A 17,772-nucleotide genomic window follows, 5' to 3' on the forward strand; every position below is an offset into this window, starting at 1 on the left:
CACGGCCTCGACCTTGATGGCCGCGGATATTTTTCTATGACCCATGAATCACCTCGTAGGAGAAGTTTGCTCCTATCGGTGGTCCTGAAAAACCCGGCCACTACAGCCTTGCGCGCGACCGGCCGTACGGCAACGTTTATCGTTATCGCCTCACCGGTCGCGCGCGAGGCGCGCTCCTACAACATCGGATTCCTTGCGCATCGCGTAACGACGAGCCAGCACCGCACAGGTCATCAGCTGCACCTGGTGGAACAACATGATCGGCAACACGATCAGTCCGAGCGGATGCCCCGCGAACAGCACCTTCGCCATCGGCACGCCCGAGGCCAGGCTCTTCTTCGAGCCGCAGAACACGATGGTGATCTCGTCTTCCGTACCAAAACCCAGCGCACGCGCACCGTAGCGCGTCACCAGCAGCGCCACCGCCAGCAGCACGATGTTCGCTACGATGAGGCCTGCCAGGATGGGCAGCGGCAGCTGGTGCCAAAGGCCCTGCAATACGGCAGCACTGAACGCGGTATAGACCACCAGCAGGATCGAGCCACGGTCGACATAGGTCAGCAGCGCCGCATGGCGACGCACCCAGCCGCCGATCCAGCGCTGTGCGACCTGACCGGCCACGAACGGCACGAACAGCTGCAACACGATCACGCCCACCGAATGCCACGACAGGCTGCCCTGCCCCGTACCGGCGATCACCAGGCCCACCAGCAGCGGCGTGATGAAGATCCCCAGCAGGCTAGACGCAGAGGCCGAGACGATGGCCGCCGGCACGTTGCCGCGCGCGATCGAGGTGAAAGCGATGGATGACTGCACCGTCGAGGGCAGTGTGCACAGGAACAGGATGCCCAGGTAGAGATCGGGCGAGACCAGCGGCGACAGCACCGGCTTCAGCAGCAGCCCGAGCAAGGGGAACAGCACGAAGGTGCTGGCAAGCACGGTCAGGTGCAGGCGCCAGTTGGTCATGCCGGCCACCACGGCATCGCGCGACAGCTTGGCGCCATGCAGGAAGAACAGCAGGGCGATGGCCGCGTCGGTCAGCACCTCGAAGACCTGCGCCGCCGCTCCCCGGCAGGGCAGGAAGCTCGCCAGCAGAACCGTGGCAATCAGGGACAGGGTGAATCCATCGGGCAGGAAGCGGCGCATGGCGGCGTGACGGTGCGAAGTGAAGGATGTTGCGTATTGCAGCGCCGCAGGCTTGATAAGGCAAATCGTTTTATCTGATTCGGTGATATATTTATCGCATGAATGTCTCGATGCGCCAGCTCCGTGCCTTTCTCGCCGTGGCGGGCCACCGGCATTTCCGCCGCGCTGCCGACGCCCTGCACCTGACCCAGCCGGCCGTCAGCCGGCTTATCGCGGACCTGGAGGCCGAACTGGACGTGCGCCTGTTCGATCGCAGCACCCGTGAGGTGGTGCCGACAGAGGCCGGACGCTATCTGGAACAGGCTGTCTCCCGCGTGCTGGACGAACTGGACGGGGTGCTGGCCCATGCGCGTACTCAGGCCGATCCGCTGCGCGGCCGCGTACGGATCGCCGCCGTGCCCACGGTGTCTGCCGGATTGGTGCCCAACTGCATCGCCCTTTGCGCCCAGGAACACCCGGCGCTGGAAATCCTGCTGCGCGACCAGAGCCAGGCCCAGGTGCTGGATGCCGTGCGCGGTGGTGAGGTGGATTTCGGGCTCACCGTGGAACCGGCCACCACCGAGGAATTCGATGCGCAGACGATCCTACGCGATCCGTTTCTGGTCGTGTGCCGTGAGGATCATCCTTTCGTCGAGCGGGAAGCCGTTCCCTGGAAGGCATTGACCGGTCAGCCGTTGATCCTGCTCGACCATGCTTCTGGCAGCCGGCGGCTTATCGACGAGGTGTTCGCCCGGCGGCAGATTCCCGTGGATATCACCCTTGAGGTAGGTCACCCGCATACCGCCTTCCGCATGGTGGAGGCGGGGCTCGGGGTGACCGTCACGCCAGCGCTGTCGCTGGATGCCTTGCGGCCTGGGCTCGCCGTGCGATCGCTGACGCCCGAGGTGCATCGTGAGGTGACCTTGTTGCGACGCAGGGCGCGATCGCTGTCACCGCCTGCACAGACGGTGTGGGAGGCGTTTCGTGAGGTAGCTGCCGCGCTGTCTCCCGTGGGGCGTTGAATGTCGTGCAGCCAGTCGCTTTGACCGGTCGCGCGCAAGGCGCGCTCCTACAACGGCGCCTCGGACTCGCGCCCTCACGGAGCAGCTTGTGTAGGAGCGCGCCTTGCGCGCGACGCGGCGAAGCCACAACCCACCCCGCCACCGCACTCACGCCCGCTTAAACGCCCGGCAGGCATGCTCGGGCTTTCACGCCGGAGGGTGCCCATGAGTTACCAGCTGTACTACTGGACGGGATTGCAGGGTCGCGGGGAATTCGTGCGCCTGTGCCTGGAAGATGCCGGAGCGGCCTATACCGACGTGGCGCGCATCGAAGGGGACGACGTGATGACGCCCTTCCTCAACGGCGAGCAGGAGGGTGCCCTGCCTTTCGCCCCGCCGTTCCTCAAGAGCGGCCGGCTGGTGATCGCCCAGGTGGCGAACATCCTCCAGTACCTCGGCCCGCGCCATAACCTGGTGCCGGAAAGCGAGTCGAAGCGGATCTACGCGCACCAGCTCGAACTGACCATCACCGATTTCATCGTCGAAGTGCATGACACCCACCATCCGGTGGCTGGCGGCCTCTACTACGAGGACCAGCGTGACGAGGCGAAGCGGCGTTCGAAGGACTTCCGCGAGTCGCGGATTCCGAAGTACCTGGGGTATTTCGAGAAGGCCATCGAACGGGGTGGCGGGCGGTTTCCGCTACGCGAGCATTCCTATGTGGACCTGTCGCTGTTCCAGGTGATGGCGGGGCTGGAGTACGCCTTTCCGAAGGCGCTGGCGAAGCAGAAAGTGCCGCTGTTGCGGGATCTGGCCAGGCGGGTGGCCGAGCGGCCGAACATTGCTGCCTATCTCGCCTCGGAGCGGCGGGTGGCGTTCAACACCACGGGGATTTTCCGGCATTACCCGGAGCTTGATGGCTGACCGGTCGCGCGCAAGGCGCGCTCCTACAAAAAGCGGCGGGCCTTGTGTGTGTCGCTTCGGGCCGGTCGCGCGCGAGGCGCGCTCCTACAGGAGCCGTTGTTGTGCAGGGCGGCTTGTGTAGGAGCGCGCCTTGCGCGCGACGCGGCGAAGCCGCAAGCCGGAACGAACGGCAAGTTCGCACCGGCCCGGGTTTCATTAAGTGGTCAGTTCGACCCCGCCGGCTTCTGCGGCGCGCCCCACTCATAGACCTTGTACTGCACCGGGCTCACCGGCCCGTTGCGGCCGCCGGCTTCGTGACGACGGCCCTGGTCGTCCACGCTGTAATACTGTGGTACGCCGTTCTTGGGCGTCACGATCACCTGGTAGAGCTTGCCGCCACTGCGGTACTCCTCGACCCGGTTGTCGCCTTCCTGGTGTACCGACACCTGCGGCGGCGGATCGCCGCGGCCGTCCAGGGAGGGAAGATTGTCCGCCGAGACCTTGCGCCCCATCGCATCGGAGGTGGCCGGCGTGGCCTGCCCACCCTGAGCTTCATCGTAGGTCACCGGACGCTCGATCGGCTTCTGGCCGGAACGGTCCGGCTCGCCTTCCTTGTGGCCCGGGTCATTGATCGTCGGAGGCGGCAAGGCCTTCAGCTGGGGATCCTGGGCGGTCTGCGCCGTGGCGGTCTGCGCCAGGGCGATGGCGAGCGCGGCGACGAGGGCGTGCGTGCGGTTCATGGGAGGTCTCCTTGCGGGCCTGCGAGCATACCAAGCGGCATACCCCAATCCACGTGAACAGGCGGCACACGTCGTGCCATGAGAGAATCCACCGATGCCTACGCTCACGCTCATCGACGGGTCTTCGTACCTGTACCGCGCGTTCCACGCGCTGCCGCCCCTGACCAATGCCCATGGCGAACCCACCGGCGCATTGTTCGGCATCGTCAACATGTTGCGCACCACGATGAAGGCCGGTTCCGACTACGTCGCCTTCGTCTGCGACGCGCCGGGACGCACCTTCCGCGACGATCTCTACGCCGACTACAAGGCCAACCGGCCGTCGATGCCCGACGACCTGCGCGCCCAGGTCGAGCCCATGATGAAGATCGTAGGCGCGCTGGGCTTTCCGATCCTGTGCATTCCCGGGGTCGAGGCCGATGACGTCATCGGTACGCTGGCACGGCAGGCCGCCGCCGCGGGCATCCACACGGTGATCTCCACCGGCGACAAGGATTTCGCCCAGCTCGTGGACGGCCACGTGCTGCTGGTCAACACCATGACCAGCACCACCATGGACACCGACGGCGTCATCGCCAAGTTCGGCGTGCGCCCCGACCAGATCGTGGACTACCTCACCCTCGTGGGCGACACGGTAGACAACGTGCCCGGCGTGGAAAAGTGCGGCCCCAAGACCGCCGCCAAGTGGCTGGCCGAATACGACAACCTCGACGCGCTACTCGCCGCTGCCGACCGCATCGGCGGCAAGATCGGCGAAAACCTGCGCGCGGCCATCCCGCGCCTGCCGCTGTCGCGCGAGCTGGTCACCATCCGCACCGACGTACCGCTGAACCAGGGCCCGGCCGACCTCACGATGCGCGAGCGCGACGTCGAGGCCCTGCGCGAGCTGTACGCCCGCTACGACTTCAAGGCGGCGCTCAAGGACCTGGACTCCGGCAACCTGCCGGCGCCGGCTGCCTCTTCGGTCGCTGCAGCACCGACCGCTGCCACGACTACCCCTGAAGCCGCCCCGTTCGCGGGAGAGGCCGAATACGAGCTCGTCTTCGACGAAGCACATTTCGCCCGCTGGGTCGAAAAACTCGAAACCGCCCCGCTCATCGCCTTCGACACGGAAACCACCAGCATCGACGCCATGCAGGCGGAGATCGTCGGCGTGTCGCTGGCCGTGGAACCGGGCAAGGCGGCGTATATCCCGCTGGCACACGATTACCCTGGCGCGCCGAAGCAGCTTTCGCGCGAGCATGTGCTCGGCGCCCTGAAGCCCATCCTGGAAGACGCCACGCGTCCCAAGGTGGGGCAGCACGGCAAGTACGACATCAACGTGCTCTCGCACTACGGCGTGAACGTGCGCGGACTTGCGCACGACACCATGCTCGAGTCGTACGTGTACAACGCCACGGCCACGCGCCACGACATGGACTCCCTGGCCAACCGCTACCTCGGCTACACCACCATCAAGTACGAACAGGTGGCCGGCAAGGGCGCCAAGCAGATTCCGTTCTCGCAGGTCGACTGCGACACCGCCTGCCGCTACGCCGCCGAAGACGCGGACATCACCCTGCGCCTGCACCACGCCCTGTGGCCGAAGCTCGAAGCCGAGCCATCGCTGCGCAAGGTATACGAAGACATCGAGATTCCGCTCGTGCCCGTGCTGGCGAAGATGGAACGCACCGGCGTGCTCATCGACGCCAACGAGCTGCGCAAGCAGAGCCAGCAGCTGGGCAAGCGCATGGTCGAACTCCAGCAGCAGGCCTATGCGGTGGCCGGACACGACTTCAACCTCGATTCGCCCAAGCAGCTGCAGGCCGTGCTGTTCGACGAACTGGGCCTGCCGGTAAAGGTGAAGACGCCGACCGGCCAGCCCTCCACCAACGAGGAAGCCCTGGAAGCCATCGCCGACGCGCACGAGCTTCCGCGCGTGATCCTCGACTATCGCGGACTGGCCAAGCTGCGTTCCACGTATACCGACAAGCTGGCCGGCATCGTCAACCCGCGCACCGGCCGCGTGCATACCAGCTACCACCAGGGCGCCGTCGCCACGGGCCGCATCAGCTCGTCCGACCCCAACCTGCAAAACATCCCGGTGCGCACCGAAGAAGGCCGGCGCATCCGCCAGGCCTTCGTCGCCCCGCAAGGCTGGCGCATCCTGGCGGCCGACTATTCGCAGATCGAACTGCGCATCATGGCCCACCTCTCCGGCGACGAAGGCCTCGTGCGCGCCTTTGCCGAAGGCGGCGACGTGCATCGTGCCACGGCGGCGGAAGTATTCGGCGTCACGCCGGATGAAGTCACCACCAACCAGCGCCGCGCGGCCAAGGCGATCAACTTCGGCCTGATGTACGGCATGAGCGCCTTCGGGCTGGCCCGCCAGCTCGGCGTGGACCGCGGCGAAGCGTCCGACTACATGGCACGCTACTTCTCGCGCTATCCGGGCGTGCGCGCCTTCATGGACGCCACCCGCGAACAGGCCCACCAGGACGGCTACGTAAAGACCTGGTTCGGTCGCCGCCTGTACCTGGACAACCTCAGCTCACGCAACCAGGCACTGCGTGCCGGTGCCGAGCGCGCGGCCATCAATGCCCCGATGCAGGGCACCGCCGCCGACATCATCAAGCGCGCGATGATCGCCGTGGCCGCATGGACCGAATCACGCGACGACGTGCGCCTGCTCATGCAGGTACACGATGAACTGGTATTCGAGGTGCGCGAGGATGCCGTGGATGACGTGCGCGCAAACGTCGAACGCCTCATGACCAGTGCAGCGGAACTCAGTGTTCCGCTGCAGGTGGACATCGGCGTGGGCGCAAACTGGGACGAGGCGCACTAGCGCCCCGTCCCCGACGGGTCAGTTGCCGTTGTCGCTCTTCGGGACATTGTCGGTCTTCGGCAATGGCGCACCCGTGTACTGATTGAACCTCACCGTCTCACCCGGCCGGCTCAACAGTTTCAGCTGCGGCGCGGCCTCCTTCTTCGGATTGGTGGCCGTGTACCAGAGCTTCAGCGCCTTGAACGAGAACACCTCGTCGAAGTCCGTGGCGAACGAACCCGGATCCATGGCGACATCGCCCTTGCGGTTCTTGAACCACTTCATCCATGCGGCAGAACCCGGCGGCGGCGAGCAGATGTAGGTACCTTCCGGATCGTCCTTGCCCTGCTGGTTGCACAGTTTGAAGCCGGGATTGGCATCCGCGTAGTACGACGGCAGCAGGAACGACATCATGCGGTTCTTCGTCGTGCTCCACTCAGCGGTGCTATGACAGCTCATGCAGCTGGAATTGGGGTAATTGACGTACGCCTTGCCATTGAAGGTGATGTTGTTGCGTGCACCGTCATTCGGCCCCGAGAGACGATCACCCCAGCCCAGTGTCTGCGTGGAATATTTCGGCGCCTTCGGATTGTTCCAGTTCTCCACCAGCTTCCTGGAATCGGCACCGGCCGCTTCGTCATTGCCCCACTGCACGCCCAGGGGCACCATCTTGTCCCACGCGTCCTTGCCCGGTGCATTGGCGTCATAGACGAGCGTCATGAATACCCAGCCCGTGTCCGGCGAGGACTGCTTGTCCTTGACGATAATGTCGAACTGCGTGACGTAGCCCGTCCACAGGGTGGGATCTTCCGGTGGATCGGCCTCCGGATTGACCGGAATCATCATGGGCCATTGCGCTGCACCCTTCAGCACCGGCCACCAGTCCGTCGGCTGGGTCTTGTCCGTGGACGAGAACACGGCCGCCTTGACGATGATGGCGTCTTCCAGGAACTGCGAGTGCTGCGTGTCCAGCGTCGGCTTCATCGCATCGGCGCCCCAGAAGTTCCTGAGCGTCAGCGCCGCGATGGAATCGTAGTAGGTCACCACGTTCGTCTGGAAGGTAACCTTCAGCCCCGTACCCGGAAATACGCTGCTGCCGAACTGACCTGCCTGGTAGGTGCCGTGTATCGCATCGCGCAGGCTGCCCAGCCACGGTTCGTTGTACCAGCCGGCCTTGGCGGCATCCCAGTTGGCGTAATCCAGGATCAGCTTGCGCGCGTTGGGCGTGACGGCCTCTTTCAAGGCGTTCGCGTAAGCCTCCGCGTTATGCACGTTGATGCGGCCATTGTTGATCGCCTTTCTCCACGGCGGAGGGCCCGCCTGAAAACGCGCGACTTTCGGCCAATCGTGACTGAGGGAAAACACCGGGCCCGTATAGCTGGATGGCGGCAGGTAGCCGTTGTTTTCCTGAAATGGCGTCGCCGCCTGCATCGCTGCCAACGAAGGCATGGTCTTGGCGTCGAACGCGCTCCTGGCGGTCTGTGCGCCCACGCTGCCTGATGCCACGACAAGCGAGGCACAGGCCAGGGCGAGCACCAGTCGGTTGAAACGTTTCATGCACTTTCCTCCACGGAATGCCGGCGGGTCTTCGGGAAGAAAGGAGGGGGAAGCCGGCGCGCATGCCTCCACGCGGCCCTGGCGGGTCGCGGGGTCGCATGCCTGTCCGATGTATCCCCTGTCCTTCCACATCCGCCCGGCAGCTGAGCCAGGCGAGCACGCGAAGTATCCGCGCGCGCCAATGCGGCGATACGGGCCGATCCGGCAAGGGATCGACGTAACCCGGATGGTGAATCGGCAAAAAAGAGCCGCCCGCTCCCGGGGAGGGGCGGACGGCGATGTGGGGAGATTTGGCGGGAAGCGGACGCACTCCGGCGCCCTCGTCCACCTTATGGTTGTTTTATCTGGAAGCTTCCGGGCGATGGCCAGGACCATGGCGTCCTGCCAGCAACTGCCCGGGGCGTGAATCGGTGAGCAGCATGGCTCCTGGGCCAGCCGCTGTCTTGGACGGAATATCGACGATCGTCATGACGTGCGGATGACTCAGGCCTCGGCCATCCCCTTCAACACCCAACGGCGCCAGGTGCCAGGCGGCACGCCCACCGTACGGACAAAAACCCGGGACAGATGCCCCGCCTCGGAAAAACCACAGGCTGCGGCGATATCCCCGAGCGAACGATTACTGTCCCGCAAAAGACGCTGCGCCCTTTCGATGCGACGCTTCATCAGCCACCGGTGAGGCGGCATGCCCGTGGCCCGGGCGAATGCCCGGGAAAAATGATTCACCGTCAGCCCACAGGCCCGGGCCACGGCCGGCGTCTTCACGCTCAGGTGCAGGCGCTCATCCATATACGAGATGGCCCGGTCCAGACGCCATGCGGCCAGGCTGCCCGAGGCCGCTTCCGACGCATGAGCCAGCGACGGCACGGGCAGGCTGGCCCGCAAGGCCAGGGCGGCATGTGCCAGCACGGTCGGATTCGCGGCCTCGTCATGCAGCTCCTGAAGCATGGCATCGATCAGCGCACCCACGATGGGAGATGCCTTGTCCGCGCCGTCTGCCTCCGCCCGGGCCCTTCGCACGAGCACGCCCCGTGCCGGCTGGTCCGGGTTGAAGACAATCAGCAGGGTGGCTTCCTCGCCCTCTGCATTCACCTGCGTGAAATCACCGGGATCGCTATCCGCCAGATCGATTTCGTCATCAATGGAAGCCCGCGCGAGGGCCGTGTCCACGACGACCCGGTACCGGGACGAAAACGCAGGAATCGATAAGTACGACATATAGACGGAAGACCTCGGGGGACGTCCGTGCTCAGCAAGGCCCGTGCCATGCAGATATGGCGCTTTCATGCGCCGCCGTGCAGGCATGGCATGTCCGCGAGCACGAGCGCCGCGTCCGCGGACACGTTGTACAAACAGCCGTCCAAACGTAAGTATTTCGTTGCGTCTTCCGAGCATGAACGATGGCTGACTTTTTCTTTTTCGCCGACTGCAACTTTTGCGATTCCCGGACGTCTATAGCTTCGGACGCACGCAACGGCGTCCCATCGGTGTACCCCACCTCCCTGGGGTAACCCTGCGGTAGGGCCCGGCTTTCCCCTGGGTCGAGCCCTCCTCCGGCTCCGGAAGCTCCCCTGGCTTCCGGAGCTTTTTTTTGCCTGCAAGATCCGGCCAGTTTTTTGCGCGCCCCATGGTTTCCGTTGAAACGAAGTGCTGCGCACGAACGGTCGCGCGCAGGCGCGCTCCTACAACAGCCTGCGCCCCCCCTTGCAGATCCCTTCACATCCCCCTCGGCATGCTGCGTCCCACTTCGACTAGGGAGGCATCCATGCGAGCAGGACTCATCATCGTCGGCATCATCCTCATCGGCCTGGGCATCTGGGTGACGGTGGGCAACGGCAGCTACAGCAAGACCGATACCCTGGCGCAGGTTGGCTCGGCGAAGATCACCGCAACCCACGACAAGGCCCTCCCCCAGTGGGTCGGCATCGCAGGCATCGTGATCGGCGGCCTTGTGGCCGTGGCCGGTATCGCCCGCAAGCGCTGAACGGCGTGGGCGCCCGCCAGGCGGGCGCCCCGCAGGCCGCCCCGGCTACAATGGGCGGATGGATGTATCCCACCTTCTCGACTCCCTGAACGATGCCCAGCGTGAAGCCGTCGGCGCTGAACCCGGGCACTACCTGATCCTCGCGGGCGCCGGCTCCGGCAAGACCCGCGTGCTCACCCATCGCATCGGCTGGCTGACCCAGGCCCAGGGCGTGCCGCCGTGGGCCATCCTCGCGGTCACCTTCACCAACAAGGCCGCCGGCGAGATGCGCGCCCGCCTGGACAACCTGATTCCCGGCGGCACCCAGGGCCTCACCGTGGGCACCTTCCACGGCATTGCCCATCGCCTGCTGCGCCGCCACTGGCGCGAGGCCGGGCTGGTCGAAGGCTTCCAGATCCTCGACTCCGATGACCAGCAACGCATCATCAAGCGGGTCATCGCCGGTATGGGCCTGGACGAAGCCCGCTTCCCGCCCCGCCAGGCCGCCTGGCAGATCAACCAGTGGAAAGACGAAGGCCGCCGCCCCGACAGCATCGAACACCGCGACCACCCGGTGACGCGCACCTTCGTGGAGATCTACAAGACCTACGAACAGCAGTGCCAGCGCGCCGGCCTCGTCGACTTCGCCGAACTGCTGCTGCGCGCGCACGAACTGTGGCTGAAAGACCCGCAGGTGCTGCGCCACTACCAGGATCGCTGGCGCTACCTGCTGATCGACGAATTCCAGGACACCAACACGCTCCAGTACGCGTGGATCCGCGTGCTGGCCGGCGACAAGGGCCAGGCTTTCGTGGTGGGCGACGACGACCAGGCCATCTACGGCTGGCGCGGTGCGAAGGTAGAAAACGTGCAGCAGTTCCTGCACGACTTCCCCGGCGCAAGAACCATTCGCCTGGAGCAGAACTACCGCTCCACCTCCACCATCCTCAACGCAGCCAACGCCGTCATCGCCCGCAATGGCGGACGCCTCGGCAAGCAGCTGTGGACGGACGGCGAGGAAGGTGAGCGCATCGCGCTGTACGCGGCCTACAACGAACAGGACGAAGCACGCTTCGTCATCGAGCGTATCCGTGAGTACATCGCCGAACACGGCAATGCGCGCGACTGCGCCATCCTGTATCGCTCCAATGCCCAGTCACGCAACTTCGAAGAACAGCTCATCCAGCGCAACCTCCCCTACCGCGTGTACGGTGGCCTGCGCTTCTTCGAACGCGCCGAAATCAAGGACGCACTGGCCTATCTGCGCCTGGCATCCCATCGCCACGACGATGCCGCCTTCGAGCGCGCCGTGAACACGCCGCCGCGCGGCATCGGTGACCGCACGCTCGACGAGCTGCGCCGCCGCGCCCGTGCCGAAAGCAGCTCCATGTGGGAGGCCGCACTCAACGAAGTGTCCACCGGCTCGCTGGCCGGCAGGGCGAAGAACGCCGTCAGGGCCTTCCTCGGCCTGATCGACAACCTGCAGGTCACCTTCCGTGGCGATGGCGGCGCCGAAGGCAACGACGCCCTGGGCCTGGCGGAGCAGATCGAGCATGCCATCGTGCATACCGGCCTGCGCGACTTCTACGAAAACGACAAGCGTGGCAACGGCGAGGCCCGCGTGGAAAACCTCGACGAGCTGGTGAACGTGGCCAGCCGCTTCGAGATGACGCCGGAAGACACCGACGCCGGCCTCAACGAGCTCTCCGCCTTCCTGTCGCACGCGGCACTGGAAGCGGGCGAAGGCCAGGGCGAGGCGTGGGACGACTGCGTGCAGCTGATGACCCTGCATTCGGCCAAGGGGCTCGAATTTCCCATCGTGTTCCTGGTGGGCATGGAGGAAGGACTCTTCCCCAGCCAGCGCTCCACCGAGGAGGACAACCGCCTGGAAGAAGAGCGCCGCCTGGCCTATGTCGGCATCACGCGCGCACGCCGCAAGCTCTACATGTCGCATGCCGAATCCCGCCGCATGCACGGCACCGAGATGCTTGCACGCCCTTCACGCTTTCTCGGCGAAATCCCCGGCGAGCTGATCGACGAACTGCGCCCCCGCGTGCAGGTGTCCCGACCCGCCTTCGCCGATCGCTTCTCCAGCCCCTCGCTGGACGAACCGATGCCGGTGCGCCTGGGACAGCGCGTGAGCCACCCCAAATTCGGCGAAGGCACCATCGTCAGCGCCGAGGGCGCCGGCGCGCACATGCGTGTGCAGGTGAACTTCCAGGATGAAGGAAGCAAGTGGTTGGTTTACGCTTATGCGAACCTGACCGCGTTGTAAGGGGCTCCAACGACAGACGCAGCGCGTCGCCCGACGGCGGCGCGCATCGCCGTGATCGAGGGAGAGCACGTGCAGCGCGGTGCATGCCGCCAAGGGAACGCATCGCATGATCGTCGGAATCGATCTGGGCACCACCCATAGCCTGGTCTCCGTCTGGAAAGACGGCGGCCCCCGCCTCGTGCCGAATCCGCTCGGATCGGTGCTCACGCCGTCGTGCGTCGGCATCGACGACGACGGACAGGTACTGATCGGGGAGGCAGCGCGCGAGCGCCTGCAAACCCATCCGCTGCGCACGGCGTCGTTGTTCAAGCGATACATGGGCAGCACGCGCGTCCAGCGCGTGGCCGAGCGCGACTATCGTCCGGAAGAACTCTCTGCCCTGGTACTCCGGGCACTCAAGGCAGATGCCGAAGCGTTTCTCGGCGAGCCGGTCACCGAAGCCGTGATCACCGTGCCGGCGTATTTTTCCGATGCCCAGCGCAAGGCCACCCGGGTGGCCGGCGAGCTGGCCGGCCTGAAAGTCGAACGACTGCTCAACGAACCCACGGCCGCCGCGCTGGCCTACGGGCTGCACGAAGGCCGGGCGGAAACGCAGTTCCTGGTCTTCGATCTCGGCGGCGGTACGTTCGACGTCTCGATCCTTGAAATGTTCGACGGTGTCATGGAAGTGCGTGCCAGTGCAGGCGACAACATGCTTGGCGGCGAAGACTTCACCCACCTGCTCGTCGAGCAGGCCTTCGCCCATGGCATTCCAGACCAGGCACGTGCCGACGCGACGTTCATGCAGCGGCTCGTTGCCCGCGCGGAAACGGCCAAGCGCGAACTCGGCGCCAGCGGCAACGCAAGCATCGACGTGCACTGGCAGGACCACGCCGCCGTCGTGGCCTTCGATGCACCGACCTTCGAGAAGCTGGCCCAGCCCCTGCTCGACAGGCTCTGGCGTCCCATTGAACGGGCGCTGCGCGATGCCCGCATCCGCGCGGCCGATCTCGACAATATCGTGCTCGCGGGTGGGGCGACGCGCATGCCCATGATCCGCGCGCTCGCCACGCGCATGTTCGGCCGGTTTCCTGCCGTGGGCCTCAATCCCGACGAGGTGGTGGTCCTCGGTGCAGCCGTGCAGGCCGGACTGAAGATGAAGGACAAGGCGCTGGAAGAAACGGTGATGACCGACGTGTGCCCCTACACGCTTGGCACCGACATCGCGCGACGCCTGGATAACGGCAGCCATGCGGAAGGCTTCTACGCACCCATCATCCAGCGCAACACCGTGGTTCCCGTCAGCCGCGTGCAGCGTTTCTTTCCCATGTCGCCACAGCAGAAAACCATCCGCATCGGCGTCTACCAGGGCGAGTCACGGCTGGTCCGTGACAATATCCCGCTGGGAGAAGTGGAAGTACCGGTAGAACCAGGACCGGGGCACGACCAGGGCGTGGATGTCCGCTTCACCTACGACGTCAACGGCCTGCTTGAGGTCGAGGTCACCGTGGTCGCCACGGCCACGGTGCAGCGCCTGGTCATCGAAAGCGGGCAGGCTCATATGTCACCGGAGGAAATCGGGCGACGTCTTGCCGAGCTGTCCGCGCTGAAGATTCATCCGCGTGACACCCTGGAAAACCGCACATTGCTCGCGAAAGCCGAGCGCCTCTACGAACTGCTGCTGGGCGAAGCTCGTGACCAGGTGGGCCAGATGATCCTGCGTTTTGAACAGACTCTTGCCACGCAGGACGAACGCGCCATCGCACGTGACGTGCATCACTTCCGCGATGCCCTGAAAGCCATCGAGGCTGGCAGTCATTTCGCACCAGACCCGGTGAACTGATCGCATGGAAGGACCGTGGTTCCTGCAGGCACTCGGGCTGCCGCCCTATGCGGACGTAGCCGCCGTGCGCCGCGCCTATGCGCAGGCGCTGCGTCGCATCGATCCATCGGCCGATCCCGATGGCTTCGCCCGGCTGCGCGAAGCCTATGAAACGGCCCGCGCATGGTGCGAACAGGTCGGCGCGGAGGAACACGACGCGGACACGCCGTCCCACGAGGCCGCCTCGCAGGACGCGCAGGCGGAGGGCGGCAACACCGGTACCGATGAATCAGCACCCTCCGCAGGCAGCGATGCACGCCGCGAAGCTGCCCTGCTGACCGAGGCCTTCGTCTCGGGAGTGAGGACGGGCGACGCCGCGCATGCCGTCGATCTGCTGGAACGCACGATTGCCGAACTGCGTACACGCTACATCGATGCACCGGGCGAACTGGAAGAACGCCTGATCGACCTCATCGCGGGACAAGACCTGCCTCATCGCGCCGCGTTGTTCGATGCCGCCACGGCCCTGTTCCACTGGGAAGACATCGGCCAGCTCGCGCCCCTGGGCGAACGCGGCCAGTGGGTCGAAGCGGTCATCGTGCAGCAGAGTCTGTGGATGCAGGGCGACCCTGTGCAGCGCAGGCAATGGCTCGATCCGGTCATCCGTGCCGCCGTGCCCATTGATGCGCCACTTGCCGGGCACTGGCCCGTCGTGGACCGACTCTGCACGCAGTATCCCCAGTGGATCGGGCTGCACCTGCACCATACAGTGGCACGTGCGTGGAAGGCGTCGTTCGAGGCACTCGCAACGCCCGTACAGCAAAAATACCGGCAAAAGGCCACGACACAGGCAAAGCCACGCGCACCCGCCAAAGTGCGTCGGCGCTTCTCGTTGCCGTGGTTCGGCCTGGTCATCGCACTCGGCGCACTCAGCCACCTGGGGCAGGCCATCTTCAACGACCACGGCCTGGCGACGTTTAGCCTGCCCTGGTCGGGCCAGGACGATACGCCGGAGACCTGTGCGGATCTCTACCGGCAGTTATCCCGCAAGGATGCCTTCGCAGGAATCACCGACCGGGCCGTTCGCGAACTGACCCATCGAGGTGAGCAGTGCGAGAGGAACGGTTACTGGCATCCGGTCCCTCGCACCGATTCGCACTGAGATCAGGGCGACAATCGCGGCACGCCGTGGGCGTCGCGTTCTTCCACCGCCGTAACCCGCGTGTCGATGGGACGATCGCGAATCTCCGGCAGTGCCTCGGTGGCCTCGCCGTGTGCCAGCGCCAGCGCATTGCGATAGCAACGCTGCGCCAGTTCCGGAAGCTTCTCGGCAAGGAACGTGTCGCCAAGTGCTTCCCAGGCATCCACCGAGGGCTCGATCGCCAGCGCACGCTCCAGGTAAGGACGTGCCTTGCCCCACAGCAATGAACGGGCACACATGCGCCCCAGGGCCGTGAGCAGCACCGCGTCGTTCGGATGCGTGTCTACCCAGGCTTCTGCCTTGCGCAGGCGCTGCGCGATGTCTTCGGCGCCCAGGCTGCCGTACGTGGCGACCAGTTGCGGCGACCACTCGCGACGCAACGCCGTTTCGATTTCGTCCATGGCGGCCATGCCCTGGCCGAAGCGCGCGGCCTGTCGCGCATAGGCATCGACGGCGGCGGGCAGGCGACGCTGGCCCTTGGGCAGCTGCGACCACAAGGCCGACAGCGAAGCTCCATCGTGGGCAGCCAGTACATAGGCATGAATGACACGAGCTTCGAGCACGGCATAAGCCTTTGCGCCGATCTCGCCACTTTTCTGCAACGGCCCCAGCGCGCGCAGGGCGCGCGACGGTTCGGCCGATTCCAGCGCGGCCTCGGCATATTCGATCCAGCCAGCCGGCGTAAGCTCGCCGGTATCCGCTTCGGCGGCAAGCAGTGTCACCGCTTCGGACGAACGGCCCGCACGACGCAGCAGGCGTGCACGCAGCACCCGGGCAGCGCGCGGGGTTTCCTGTGCCGCTTCGTCGAGGGTTTCCAGCGCACGGGTCGAATCCCCGTGGCGCTCGGCCGATTCGGCCGCAGCGAGCAACGCCGGGCCGCGCACGGAGGGATAGCGTGCCGCGCGATGGAGATCGCGCTCCGCTTCACCGTGGCGCCCCTCGATCAGCGATACCAGGCCATCGGCGAGACGCCGACGGCTCAACCGACGATGGCGGCGTGTCAGGGCACCAAACGGCCAGCGGATCAGGGCGACCAGCGCAGCGATGACGGCCCAGGCCACGATGAGGATCACCAGCAGCGTGACCAGCGTCATCTGCACATTGGTGCCACGCCAGTGCATGAGCACATAGCCCGGGTCTTGCGCGACCCAGTGCCAGCCGAACGCGGCGATCACCGCGACCAGGATGAGACCGATGATCCAGCGCCAGGGCTTCATGGCGAGTCCTTGTGCGGCGTGGCGGCCGTGCCGGACACGGCAGGTGCCGCTACCGGAGCGGCGGCACTGGCTGCATGCGCCGGGGCGGCAGGCGCTACTGCCGGCTTGTCGTTGAGCGCATGCACCGAACGCAGGTTGCGCAGTTCGCCCAGGGCGGCGCCAAGCTGCGGAGCGGCACCCCTGGACTGGCTGGCCAGCAGCGCGGCGATACGTGCACGCGCCGCCTGCACGTCAGGCGAATTCGTATCGAAGCGCGCGGCGAGGCTTTCATCGACACGCTTCAGCGCGGCATTGCGACCGATGTCGTCATACGCAAGTACGGCAGCTTCGGCATGCGCCACGTCCAGCGCCGCGAGTTCACGGGCAATGCGTTCATCGGCCATGCCCAGCGGCGTACCGTCGTCATGACTCACCTTGACGATGCCACCCAGCGCATCGCCGGCACGCTGCCAGAACGTGCGCTCACCCGCACTGGCCTGACGATCGTCGGACGAACGCAGCGGCAAGGTCGGCAACGTGGCACGCAGGTCGGCCAGCGTGGCGAGATCGGAGGCGCGTGCCTTCGGAGCCACCGCCGAAAGGGCATCGCGCTCGGCGCCCAGGCTGCGACGCACGGCGGAGAAGGCGCTGTCGTTCACCCCGGACAAGGCGTTGTCTGCGAGATCGTAGGCAGACAACGCGCCGCTTGCGTCGCCGAACAGGGCGAATCGCTCCTTTGCCATGCGCAGCAGCGATTCGGCTTCGTCGAGCAGCATCGCGTCGTGTCCGCTCAGGCTGCGCTCGGAGAGATTGGCGACGGCGTCTTCGAGATTTTTCGTACGCTCGGATACGCCGAGCATTTCTTCACGTGCGGAACGATTCACTCCATCGGCATCACTCAGGCGACGACGCAGGCTGGCATTGTCGTCGCGCAGGCCATCGACGGCTTTCTGCAAGGTATCCACCTGGCCGCGCAGTCCATTGGCGGCGCCCAGGTCGCTGCGCATGTGCCATAGCGTGTAGCCCGTGTAACCCGCAGCACCGAGCGCTGCCAGTGACAACAGGATGCTGATCGCCAGCGCACCGCCGCCGCGCCGGGGCGCGGGGTCGGGTGCCCGCGCCGGGCGGGGGCTGGACGGGGCCGTAGCGGCCGGGGCGGTTTCGGTCGTTGGGGTCTCGGTCGTCATGGCGGCATCCTAGCAGG

13 protein-coding genes are annotated in these 17,772 nt (G+C 65.7%); 7 read left to right on the forward strand and 6 right to left on the reverse strand.

What is annotated here, in order from left to right; all coding sequences use genetic code 11:
* Positions 1-150: 150 nt before the first annotated feature.
* Positions 151-1,146 carry a bile acid:sodium symporter family protein gene (locus tag HBF25_RS16765; RefSeq protein ID WP_166950412.1) on the reverse strand — a complete coding sequence of 332 codons (996 nt, stop codon included), beginning with the start codon at positions 1,144-1,146 and terminating at the stop codon, positions 151-153.
* Positions 1,147-1,256: 110 nt separating this feature from the next.
* On the opposite strand from HBF25_RS16765, the gene HBF25_RS16770 reads away from it, so the two are divergent.
* Both HBF25_RS16770 and HBF25_RS16775 read left to right on the forward strand, forming a co-directional pair.
* Positions 1,257-2,147, forward strand: a complete 891-nt coding sequence (locus tag HBF25_RS16770) for a LysR family transcriptional regulator (protein WP_243853289.1) — start codon at positions 1,257-1,259, stop codon at positions 2,145-2,147.
* A gap of 204 nt (positions 2,148-2,351) precedes the next feature.
* Positions 2,352-3,050 (forward strand): glutathione S-transferase, encoded by a 699-nt coding sequence (locus tag HBF25_RS16775; protein ID WP_166950416.1) that lies wholly within the window; start codon positions 2,352-2,354, stop codon positions 3,048-3,050.
* 203 nt (positions 3,051-3,253) lie between these two features.
* On the opposite strand, the gene HBF25_RS22280 is transcribed toward HBF25_RS16775, so the two are convergent.
* Complete coding sequence (locus HBF25_RS22280) at positions 3,254-3,769, reverse strand: DUF2782 domain-containing protein (RefSeq protein ID WP_243853290.1); 516 nt, start codon at positions 3,767-3,769, stop codon at positions 3,254-3,256.
* Between the two features lie 94 nt (positions 3,770-3,863).
* Here HBF25_RS22280 and polA point away from each other — a divergent pair, with 94 nt between their 5' ends.
* Entirely contained in the window at positions 3,864-6,596 is a 2,733-nt protein-coding gene (gene polA / locus HBF25_RS16785; protein ID WP_166950418.1) for a DNA polymerase I, read from the forward strand.
* A gap of 18 nt (positions 6,597-6,614) precedes the next feature.
* On the opposite strand, the gene HBF25_RS16790 is transcribed toward polA, so the two are convergent.
* Both HBF25_RS16790 and HBF25_RS22570 read right to left on the reverse strand, forming a co-directional pair.
* A complete protein-coding gene (locus HBF25_RS16790) occupies positions 6,615-8,132 on the reverse strand; it encodes a hypothetical protein (protein ID WP_166950420.1) in 1,518 nt (505 codons plus the stop codon).
* A 483-nt stretch (positions 8,133-8,615) separates the two neighbouring features.
* On the reverse strand, positions 8,616-9,302 hold the full coding sequence (locus HBF25_RS22570; protein WP_166950422.1) for a helix-turn-helix domain-containing protein: 687 nt from the start codon (positions 9,300-9,302) through the stop codon (positions 8,616-8,618).
* 595 nt (positions 9,303-9,897) lie between these two features.
* Between HBF25_RS22570 and HBF25_RS16800 the strand changes: the two genes are divergently transcribed.
* The 4 genes from HBF25_RS16800 to HBF25_RS16815 all read left to right on the forward strand — a co-directional run bounded on the left by HBF25_RS16800 (position 9,898) and on the right by HBF25_RS16815 (position 15,333).
* Complete coding sequence (locus HBF25_RS16800) at positions 9,898-10,116, forward strand: hypothetical protein (protein ID WP_166950424.1); 219 nt, start codon at positions 9,898-9,900, stop codon at positions 10,114-10,116.
* Positions 10,117-10,174: 58 nt separating this feature from the next.
* Positions 10,175-12,370 carry a DNA helicase II gene (gene uvrD, locus HBF25_RS16805; RefSeq protein WP_166950426.1) on the forward strand — a complete coding sequence of 732 codons (2,196 nt, stop codon included), beginning with the start codon at positions 10,175-10,177 and terminating at the stop codon, positions 12,368-12,370.
* A 106-nt stretch (positions 12,371-12,476) separates the two neighbouring features.
* A complete protein-coding gene (locus HBF25_RS16810; protein ID WP_166950428.1) occupies positions 12,477-14,192 on the forward strand; it encodes a molecular chaperone HscC in 1,716 nt (571 codons plus the stop codon).
* Positions 14,193-14,196: 4 nt separating this feature from the next.
* On the forward strand, positions 14,197-15,333 hold the full coding sequence (locus HBF25_RS16815) for a hypothetical protein (protein WP_166950430.1): 1,137 nt from the start codon (positions 14,197-14,199) through the stop codon (positions 15,331-15,333).
* A gap of 2 nt (positions 15,334-15,335) precedes the next feature.
* Here HBF25_RS16815 and HBF25_RS16820 read toward each other — a convergent pair whose 3' ends face one another.
* Positions 15,336-16,589: a heme biosynthesis protein HemY gene (locus tag HBF25_RS16820; RefSeq protein WP_166950432.1), complete on the reverse strand. Its 1,254-nt coding sequence runs from the start codon at positions 16,587-16,589 to the stop codon at positions 15,336-15,338.
* Positions 16,586-17,755, reverse strand: a complete 1,170-nt coding sequence (locus HBF25_RS16825) for a uroporphyrinogen-III C-methyltransferase (RefSeq protein ID WP_166950434.1) — start codon at positions 17,753-17,755, stop codon at positions 16,586-16,588. The genes HBF25_RS16820 and HBF25_RS16825 overlap by 4 nt, the downstream gene beginning before the upstream one ends.
* Positions 17,756-17,772 lie beyond the last annotated feature (17 nt).

This window comes from Luteibacter anthropi (assembly GCF_011759365.1).
GTDB classification, from domain to species: Bacteria; Pseudomonadota; Gammaproteobacteria; order Xanthomonadales; family Rhodanobacteraceae; genus Luteibacter; species Luteibacter anthropi.